Below are 8,296 nucleotides of genomic sequence, written 5' to 3'. Positions count from 1 at the left end.
GATACGTCTGGCCGGTCAGACAGTCCGCTGGACCAACGCCACCGAACGCGAAGCCGTCCGACGTATCAACGCCGAACGGCTTATCACCGCGTAGTCACCCAGTTACCCGACAGTCTCTCTGAGAGCCGGGTCGGGCGGCTGCCGGTGACGGCAGCCGCCCGGGCAGGGCCGGATCAGGCGCGGGCGTACTGGGCGGGCCCGTTGTACGCGACGCCGAGCTTCGCGGCGGCGCGGCGCGGCCAGTACGGGTCGCGCAGCAGTTCCCGGCCGAGCAGCACCAGGTCGGCCTCGCCGCTGGCGACGATCTGCTCGGCGTGCTCCGGCTCGACGATCAGGCCGACCGCGCCGGTGGGTACGCCGGCCTCGCGGCGGATCTGGGCGGCCAGCGGCACCTGGTAGCCGGGGCCGAGGGGGATGCGCTGGTCGGTGCTGACGCCACCGGAGGAGGCGTCGACCAGGTCGACGCCGACGGCGGCCAGCTCACCGGCGAGCACCACGCTGTCCTCGGCGGTCCAGCCGCCCTCGACCCAGTCGGTCGCGGAGATCCGGGTGAGCACCGGCACACTCTCGCCGACCGCGGCGCGTACCGCGCGGGCGACCTCCAGCGTGAGACGCATCCGGGCGGCCCGGTCACCGCCGTAGGCGTCGGTGCGGTGGTTGGTCAGCGGCGACAGGAACTCGTTGAGCAGGTACCCGTGCGCGGCGTGCACCTCCACGGCGGCGAAACCGGCGGCGAGAGCCCGCTCTGCGGCGGCGGCGAACGCGTCGACCACGCCGGCGATGCCCGCCGCGTCGAGCGCGGTCGGCGTCCGGTAGCCGGGCGTGAACGGCTCGGCGCCCGGGGCGACGGGCGTCCAGCCGCCCTCGGCGTCCGGAACTCCGCCGTTGCCCGAATCCCACGGCCGGTAGGTGGAGGCCTTGAAGCCGGCGTGCGCGAGTTGGACGGCCGGCACCGCGCCGTGTGCGGCGACGAACGCGGTCACCGGCCGCCAGGCGTCCACGTGCGCGCCGGACCAGATCCCGGTGTCCTGCGGGGAGATCCGACCCTCGGGGAGCACGGCGGTCGCCTCGGTCAGCACCAGTCCGGCCCCGCCGACCGAGCGCGTGCCCAGGTGGACGAGGTGCCAGTCGGTGGGCAGGCCGTCCGGGCCGGCGGAGTACTGGCACATGGGCGCCATGGCGATGCGGTTGGGCAGCGTGACGCCGCGCAGGGCCAGCGGCGTGAACAGGGAACTCATGTCGTCATCCTCTCGGTACGGCGACGGACCCCCCTGCCGAGGGGTCCGTCGCCGTGGGGAACGGGTCAGGCGGGTACGGGGTTCACCTGCGGTCGGGTGTCGCCGGCCACCGGCTCCGAGTCGAGGAGTTCCCGCCGGCCCGCTGAGTCGTACGCGGCCCGGTCGAGGATGCCCGATCTGCAAGCTGCGATGCGCGTGAGGCTCCTTACAGGCTTCGCCTGCGGCAAGTAAGGGCCAGCGCCGTGCCGGTGGCCACGCCCCACAGCACCGCCAGCCCGAGAACGACCCGCTCCACCACGCCGACCAGGGCGCCCCGGCCGACCACGAGCATGGCCAGTCCGATCGTGGCGCACAGCGGCAGGGCGAGCGCCGCCGTGCCGGCCGCCAGACGGCGTACCACCGCCGGGGCCGGCCCCGACACGGCCAACGCGACCATGGCGAGGACCACCGCCGCCGTCGCCGCGATGCTCGCGCCACCGTGCACCAGGTCGGCCACCGTGGTCCGCTCGAACGGCGGCAGCGGGCAGCCGGCGGAGCAGGTCACCGCCCCGGACACCGCCGTGAGCACGGCGCCGGTGGCGAGCAGCGCCGACGCCACCCGGACCCCGGGCGGCAGCGCCGCGGCGATCAGCAGCAACGCGCCGGCAAGGGCGAGAACCCCGATCCGGTACGTCACGGCGTGCGCGCTGCCGGCGATGCCCGCCTCACTCACGTACCCGGTGAAGCCCGGACCGGGACCGGCGACCACCGCGACCGTCACCGCGGCCGCCCCGGCCACCGCGCTGCCGGCTGCGGCGGACGCGGCGGCCCGGCGGGCGACGTCCCCGCGGGCGGCGGGCGGCGTCGCCGTGCCGGCCCGACCCCGCTCAGCCACGCCCGTGCGACGTCGTCCAGCCGGACTCGTCGGGCCCCAGCGGCACGATGCCGGTCGGGTTGATCTCCCGGTGGGTGCCGTAGTAGTGCCGCTTGATGTGGTCGAAGTCCACCGTCTCGCCGAAGCCCGGAGTCTGGAACAGGTCCCGGGCGTACGCCCAGAGCACCGGCATCTCGGTCAGCTTGCTGCGGTTGCACTTGAAGTGCCCGTGGTACGCCGCGTCGAAGCGGACCAGCGTGGTGAACAGCCGCACGTCGGCCTCGGTGATCGCGTCGCCCATCAGGTAACGCTGCCCGGCCAGCCGGTCGGAGAGCACGTCGAGCCGGGCGAACAACGCTTGGAACGCCTCGTCGTACGCCTCCTGGGAGGTGGCGAAGCCACACCGGTAGACGCCGTTGTTGACGTCGCGGTGGACCTCGGCCATCAGCGCGTCCATCTCGGGGCGCAGCGCGACCGGGTACAGGTCGGGTGCGTCGGGCGCGTGCAGTCGCTGCCACTCGGTGGAGAAGTCGAGGGTGAGCTGCGGATAGTCGTTGGTCACCACCCGGCCGGTCAGGGTGTCGACGAGCGCCGGCACGGTCACCCGGCCGGTGTAGTCCTCGTCGGTGGCCAGGTACGCCTCGGAGAGGAAACGGACGCCGAGGACCGGGTCGAAGCCGTCCGGGTCGAGGGCGAACGCCCAGCCCCGTTCGTCCCGGATCGGGTCGACGGTGCCCAGCGAGATCGCGTCGTCCAGCCCGAGCAGGCCACGTACGATCTTCGCCCGGTGCGCCCAGGGGCACGCGCGGCACCAGATGAGCCGGTAGCGGCCGGCCTCCAACGGCCAGCGGTCCTGCTCGTCCGGGCCGCCGCCGGGGGGTGAGGTCGAGTCGGCGGTGACCCGACCGGTGAACCGGTTGGGCTGACGGACGAACGCGCCGCCACGGCTGGTCTCTGCGCTGAACTGGGCCCGGGCCATGCCGTCAACCTATCCGCTGCCGGCGCGGATATCCTGGCGGCCGGCGGCCCTCCGCGATCCGGTGGGCCTGCCCACCCCCGCCGTCTGCACCCCTCAAGGACTCGCGATGACCGTGGCATACCTGGTAGCCGGTGTCCGTACCCCGATCGGCCGGTACGCCGGCGCGCTGGCCGGCGTCCGCCCCGACGACCTGGCCGCCCACGTCATCCGTGAGCTGGTCGTCCGGCACCCGTCGGTGGACTGGGCCCGCGTCGACGACGTCGTCCTCGGCTGCGCCAACCAGGCCGGCGAGGACAACCGCAACGTGGCCCGGATGGCGGCTCTGCTCGCCGGCCTGCCCGAGGAGGTGCCGGGCAGCACGGTCAACCGGCTCTGCGGCTCCGGCCTGGACGCCCTCGCCACCGCCGCCCGGTCCATCGTGGCGGGAGACGCCGAGCTGCTGGTCGCCGGCGGGGTCGAGAGCATGAGCCGTGCGCCCTTCGTCGTGCCGAAGGCGACCTCGGCGTACTCCCGCTCGGCCGAGATGTACGACACCACCCTGGGCTGGCGGCTGGTCAACCCGCTGATGCGGGACGGCTGGGGGGTCGACTCGATGCCCGAGACGGCGGAGAACGTGGCCGCCGAGTACAGCGTCGACCGGGCCGAGCAGGACGCCTTCGCGTACCGCTCGCAGCAGCGTGCGGCCAAGGCGCAGGCCGACGGCCGGTTCGCCGAGGAGATCGTGCCGGTGTCCGTGCCGGCCGGCCGGCGGGAGACCCGGCTGGTGGAGGTCGACGAGCACCCCCGCGAGACGTCCCTGGAGAAGCTGGCCGCGCTGCCCACCCCGTTCCGCGACGGCGGCACGGTGACCGCCGGCAACTCCTCGGGCGTCAACGACGGCGCGGTCGCGCTGCTGGTGGCCAGCGAGGCCGCGGTGCAGCGGTACGGCCTCACCCCGCTGGCCCGCGTCGTCGGCGCGGCGACGGCCGGCGTACCGCCGCGGATCATGGGTATCGGCCCGGTGCCCGCCACCCGCAAGCTGCTCGACCGGGCCGGCGTCGACCTGGCCGCGGTGGACGTCGTCGAGCTGAACGAGGCGTTCGCCGCGCAGTCCGTGGCGGTGCTGCGCGAGCTGGGGCTGCCCGTCGACGCCGAGCACGTCAACCCCAACGGAGGCGCGATCGCGCTCGGGCATCCGCTGGGCGCCAGCGGTGCGCGGCTGGCGCTGACCGCTGCCCTGGAGTTGCGCCGGCGCGGTGGCCGCCGGGCCCTCGCCACCATGTGCATCGGTGTGGGTCAGGGCATCTCGCTGCTGCTGGAGTCGGCTGCCTGAGGGCGGAAAGTCACGTGAAGGAATCTCCCGTACGCGGTGGCCGGCGGCCTAGAGTGGTCCACACCACACGACCCGCGGGGTCGGCCGGCGGCCGTGCGCGCCCGCCGACGCCGGTGCCGCCCCGCGCCGCGAACTGGGGAGCACACCGATGCCGGACGCACTGCCGACCGAGATTGATCTGACCAGGCCGAGCGCGGTCCGGGTGTACGACTACTTTCTGGGCGGGGCGCACAACTTCGAGGTCGACCGGCAGTTGGCCGAGCAAATCGCCAGCATGACCCCGAACCTCGCCGCGACCATGCGCTCCGGCCGGGACTTCCTGCGCCGCGCCGTCCGGGTGCTGCTCGACGCCGGCATCGACCAGTTCCTCGACATCGGCTCCGGCATCCCGACCGTGGGCAACGTGCACGAGGTGGCCCAGGCGACGAACCCGAAGGCCCGGGTGGTCTACGTCGACATCGACCCGGTGGCCGTCGCGCACAGCCGCGAACTGCTCGCCGGCAACGACCTGACCGGGGTAATCCACGCCGACCTGCGCGAGCCGGAGCGGATTCTCACCGAGACCCGGCGGCTCGGGTTGATCGACTTCAGTCGACCCATGGGCATCCTGCTGGCCGGAGTGGTGCACTTCATTCCGGACGCCGACCGCCCCGACGAGATCCTGGCGACCCTGCGGGCCGCCGCCGCGCCGGGCAGCTTCCTGGTCGTCTCGCACTCCACCTTCGAGGACCAGCCGCAGGAGATGCTGGATGCCCAGCGCCTCTCCTCCCGGACCGACACCGAGATCACCCTGCGCTCCCGCGCGCAGGTCACCGGCTTCTTCGGCGACTGGACGGTCCTCGAACCGGGCGTGGTGCACATGCCACTGTGGCGGCCCGACTCGCCGGACGACGTGGACGAGCACCCCGCACGGTTCGGCGCCTTCGGGGGCATCGCCCGGTACGACCAGCACGTCGGCTGATCCGGTGGCCGCCGTCCCGGACCCCACCGGGGTCGACGTCGGCCGGACCGGTGTCGAGGCGTACGCCGCTGACTGGGCCCGTGCCGTACGCCGCATCGGTTTCGTGCCGCTCAGCGCGGCCGAGACCGAGCGGCTGTTGCTGCTGCACACCGTCCGGCTGGCGCAGGTCGTACGAGCGGAGCCGTTCAGCGCCCGCCCCGCCGAGGAGGTCGGGCGGGCCCTGGTGGAGGCGCACCTGACCGAGCCCCGGGCGTTGGAGTGGTCGCTGCGCGCGCTCGGTGACGACTTTCCGGCCCGGGTGCTGGCTGCCGACGGCCGGCCGGCCGATCTGGGCGAGCGGATCGCGGCGGTGCAGGGCGGGCTGGCGGCCGGGTTTTCCCGCGCGCTGCGCGACCGCACCTTCGCCCAGCAGGAGCGCATCGCCCGTTCGGCCTGGCAGGCGCGGGACGAGGTCGAGCAGGCGCTGCGCGACAGCGAGGCGCGGTTCCGAGCGGTCTTCACCGGCGCCGCGATCGGTATCGGCATCGCCAGGGTGGACGGACGGATCATCGACGTCAACACGGCGTTCGCCGACATGCTCGGCTACTCCGCCGAGGAGCTGTGCCAGATGAACGTGGCGGCGCTGTTCCACGCCGACGACGCCGCCGGCATGTGGGAGCTGTACCAGGAGCTGATCGAGGGCAGGCAGGACTCGGCCCGGGTCCAGAAGCGCTACCACCGCAAGGACGGCAGCGTCGTCTGGACGGATCTGGCCGTGTCGCTGATCCGGTACGACGACGGCCGGCCCCGGTTCACCGTCGCCATGGTCGAGGACATCACCGAGCGGTATGAACTCCAGCAGCGGCTGCGCTTCCAGGCGCTGCACGATCCGTTGACCGGGCTACCCAACCGGACGTTGTTCTTCGAGACGTTGGGCCGGGTCCTCGACACCGCCGGGCCCGGCCAGCGGGTCGGGGTGTGCTTCCTCGACCTGGACGGCTTCAAGGCGATCAACGACGGCCTCGGCCACGACCTCGGCGACCGGCTGTTGGTGACGATCGGCAAGCGCCTCGCCGAGTGCGTGGCCGACCGCGGCCACCTGGTCGCCCGGATGGGCGGCGACGAGTTCGTCATCCTGGTCGACGGCGGTGGCGACGTCGAGGACGCGGTGGCCGTGGCGGAGGCCGCGCTGGCCGCCGTCGCCGCGCCGGTGCACATCGGCGACCAGCAGTTGGCGGTCTCCGCCAGCGTCGGGATCGTGGACTGCCCGGCTGCGGAGACCACCGCTTCGGACCTGATGAAGGCCGCCGACACGACGCTCTACTGGGCCAAGGCGGCTGGCCGGGGCCGGTGGGCGGTGTACGACCCGGAGCGCAGCGCCCGCGACCTCGCCCGGTCGGCGCTGGTCGCCGGGCTGCCGGCCGCGCTCGACCGGGGTGAGTTCGTGCTGCACTACCAGCCGATCGTGTCGCTGCTGGAGGGCACGATGCTCGCCGTGGAGGCGCTCGTCCGCTGGGAGCACCCGGAGCTGGGCCTCATCGGTCCGGACCGCTTCATCGGCCTCGCCGAGGAGACCGGCCTGATCGTCCGGCTCGGCGAGTGGGTGCTGCGGCGGGCCTGCCGCGACGCCGAACGCTGGTGGCGGGAGTTCCCCGAAGCCCGGCTGGTGGTCAGCGTCAATCTGGCCGCCCGGCAGGCCGACGACCCGGCGATCGTCGCGACGGTGGCCGACGCGCTGGCCACCAGTGGTCTGCCGGCCGAGCTGCTGCAACTGGAACTGACCGAGAGCGCCGTGATGGGCAGCGCGGGCGAGCCGCTGCGCAGCCTGCACCGGCTCGCGGCGCTGGGCGTCCGGCTGGCCGTCGACGACTTCGGCACCGGCTACTCCAACCTCGCCTACCTGCGGCGGCTGCCGATCCACTGCCTGAAGCTGGCCGGCCCGTTCGTCGAGGGCATCCGCGCCGACGGGACGGACGAGGCGGCGGACCACCGCGACGAGCGAATCGTCGACGCGTTGGTCAGGTTGGCGCACGCGTTGGAGCTGTGGGTGACGGCCGAGGCGGTGGAGACCGGGGTGCAGGCGGAACGACTACGGGCGCTGCGCTGCGACACCGGGCAGGGACGGTACTTCGGCGCGCCGGCCCCGGCGCAGGACATCACCGCCCGGCTGCGACAGGCCGTGGCGCGGTGGTGACCGTGGTGGCCGCACTGGCCATCCTGGCCGGACTGGCGGGTGTGGTGGTGCCCGGCCTGCCGGCGCTGCCCCTGTGCTGGGGCGGGGTACTGGTCTGGGCGATCTTCGGCGGCGCCGGCGTCGCGGGGTGGGCGGTGTTCGCCGCCGCCACGCTCGTCGTGGTCGGCGGCATGATCGTGAAGTATCTCTGGCCGGGGCGGAACCTGAAGCGCACCGGTGTGCCGACGTCGTCCCTGCTGGCCGGGGGCGTGCTCGGGCTGGTGGGGTTCTTCGTGATCCCCGTGGTCGGTCTGCTGCTGGGCTTCGTCCTCGGGGTGTGGGCCGCCGAGCGGCTGCGGCTGGGCAGCAACCGGCTCGCCTGGCCGTCCACCGTGCAGGCCCTCAAGGCGGCCAGCCTGTCCATGCTGGTGGAGTTCCTGGCCAGCCTGACCATCGGCGCCCTCTGGGTCGTCAAGGCTGATTTGGACAGTCCCGAACGGACCCGCCCGGGCCGGGCGCGGTGGCGCGGTGCACCTTCGTCGGATACGGCGGGAGGCCGTACGAGAGAGAGGCGGTGCCCCGCGCCACCGTGTGCCGGGCGTTGCCGAGCGCCCGGCGGAACCCGTCGCGATCGGGCCTGGCCACGGGTTACAGCATGCGGTCGTCCAGCGTGTGTCGGCAACGGGATTAGCGGGACGTCGTCGGCGGTGCCGCGGCGGCGTCGGGGCGGACCCACCCTGAGAAGCGTGATGCCTATGAGTCATCAAGATGACGCACAGGCATCACACTCGGTGGGCCGTG

At 73.6% G+C, this 8,296-nt stretch carries 6 protein-coding genes and 1 pseudogene; 4 read left to right on the top strand and 3 right to left on the bottom strand.

Going from position 1 to position 8,296, the window contains the following annotated elements; all coding sequences use genetic code 11:
* Nucleotides 1–173: 173 nt before the first annotated feature.
* From ACLQ24_RS12950 to ACLQ24_RS12940, 3 genes are all read right to left on the bottom strand, one after another.
* A complete protein-coding gene (locus ACLQ24_RS12950) occupies nt 174–1,238 on the bottom strand; it encodes an NADH:flavin oxidoreductase/NADH oxidase (RefSeq protein WP_425891491.1) in 1,065 nt (354 codons plus the stop codon).
* Between the two features lie 205 nt (nt 1,239–1,443).
* Nucleotides 1,444–2,112 carry a DUF998 domain-containing protein gene (locus tag ACLQ24_RS12945; RefSeq protein ID WP_425891489.1) on the bottom strand — a complete coding sequence of 223 codons (669 nt, stop codon included), beginning with the start codon at nt 2,110–2,112 and terminating at the stop codon, nt 1,444–1,446.
* Nucleotides 2,105–3,070, bottom strand: coding sequence for a glutathione S-transferase family protein (locus ACLQ24_RS12940; RefSeq protein ID WP_425891488.1), 966 nt, complete (start codon nt 3,068–3,070; stop codon nt 2,105–2,107). The genes ACLQ24_RS12945 and ACLQ24_RS12940 overlap by 8 nt, the downstream gene beginning before the upstream one ends.
* Before the next feature lie 106 nt (nt 3,071–3,176).
* Between ACLQ24_RS12940 and pcaF the strand changes: the two genes are divergently transcribed.
* The 4 genes and pseudogenes from pcaF to ACLQ24_RS12920 all read left to right on the top strand — a co-directional run.
* Complete coding sequence (pcaF, locus tag ACLQ24_RS12935) at nt 3,177–4,382, top strand: 3-oxoadipyl-CoA thiolase (RefSeq protein WP_425891486.1); 1,206 nt, start codon at nt 3,177–3,179, stop codon at nt 4,380–4,382.
* A gap of 148 nt (nt 4,383–4,530) precedes the next feature.
* Nucleotides 4,531–5,343, top strand: a complete 813-nt coding sequence (locus tag ACLQ24_RS12930) for an SAM-dependent methyltransferase (protein WP_425891484.1) — start codon at nt 4,531–4,533, stop codon at nt 5,341–5,343.
* A 4-nt stretch (nt 5,344–5,347) separates the two neighbouring features.
* Nucleotides 5,348–7,516, top strand: coding sequence for a putative bifunctional diguanylate cyclase/phosphodiesterase (locus tag ACLQ24_RS12925; RefSeq protein ID WP_425891482.1), 2,169 nt, complete (start codon nt 5,348–5,350; stop codon nt 7,514–7,516).
* Nucleotides 7,510–7,965: pseudogene (locus tag ACLQ24_RS12920) on the top strand (DUF456 domain-containing protein); the annotation flags it as partial. The gene ACLQ24_RS12925 and the pseudogene ACLQ24_RS12920, both read left to right, overlap by 7 nt.
* Nucleotides 7,966–8,296 lie beyond the last annotated feature (331 nt).

This window comes from Micromonospora sp. DT4, assembly GCF_049841675.1.
In the GTDB taxonomy this organism is placed as follows: Bacteria; Actinomycetota; Actinomycetes; order Mycobacteriales; family Micromonosporaceae; genus Micromonospora.
This window is presented reverse-complemented; position numbering and strand designations above follow the sequence as displayed.

What these genes read in the sequence shown, in the direction of transcription:
- ACLQ24_RS12940 (WP_425891488.1), bottom strand. Translation starts at nt 3,070, where the DNA reads ATGGCCCGGGCCCAGTTCAGCGCAGAGACCAGCCGTGGCGGCGCGTTC.
- pcaF (WP_425891486.1), top strand. Translation starts at nt 3,177, where the DNA reads ATGACCGTGGCATACCTGGTAGCCGGTGTCCGTACCCCGATCGGCCGG.
- ACLQ24_RS12930 (WP_425891484.1), top strand. Translation starts at nt 4,531, where the DNA reads ATGCCGGACGCACTGCCGACCGAGATTGATCTGACCAGGCCGAGCGCG.
- ACLQ24_RS12950 (WP_425891491.1), bottom strand. Translation starts at nt 1,238, where the DNA reads ATGAGTTCCCTGTTCACGCCGCTGGCCCTGCGCGGCGTCACGCTGCCC.